A 472-nucleotide genomic window follows, 5' to 3' on the forward strand; every position below is an offset into this window, starting at 1 on the left:
GCTCGGCGGAGGCCGATCCGCTGCTCCTGACCTGGTCCCTTCTTTCCCTTTCCTTTCCTCACGGCTCTCGCCTTTTCCGCGCCTCTTTCCCCCCTCTCCCTCTCTCCTTCTTTCTTTTCCTCTCCTCCCCCTCCTTTTCTTTCTTCCTCTCTTCTCCCCCTTCTTTTCTCTCCCCCTCCTCCTCCCTTCCTTTCCTCTCTCTTCCTCCCCCTCCCCTTCTTCCCTCTCTCCTTCTTTCCTCTTCCTCCCTCCTCCTCCTTCTCCTCTTCCTCTCCTCTCTCTTCTTTTCCTCTTTCTCTTCCTCTTCTTCTTCTCCTCTCCCTCTTCTCTCTCTTTTTTCCTTCTTCTTCTTTCTCCCCTTTCCCCCTTCCCCCCTCCTCCTTCCTCCTCCCTTCTCTTCCCTTTCCCTTCACAACGTCGTCTTCTTCCTCTTTCTCCCTCCTTCTCTTCCCCTCTTTTCTCCTCCCCTTCT

Annotated in this window: 1 protein-coding gene; it reads right to left on the reverse strand. The window is 54.7% G+C overall.

Annotated features, from left to right (window positions below; genetic code table 11):
• Nucleotides 1-472 (reverse strand): hypothetical protein (locus IB248_RS32450; RefSeq protein ID WP_192242254.1); only part of this gene is annotated, 472 nt, incomplete at both ends.

Source organism: Rhizobium sp. RHZ01, assembly GCF_014851595.1.
GTDB lineage: Bacteria > Pseudomonadota > Alphaproteobacteria > Rhizobiales > Rhizobiaceae > Rhizobium > Rhizobium altiplani.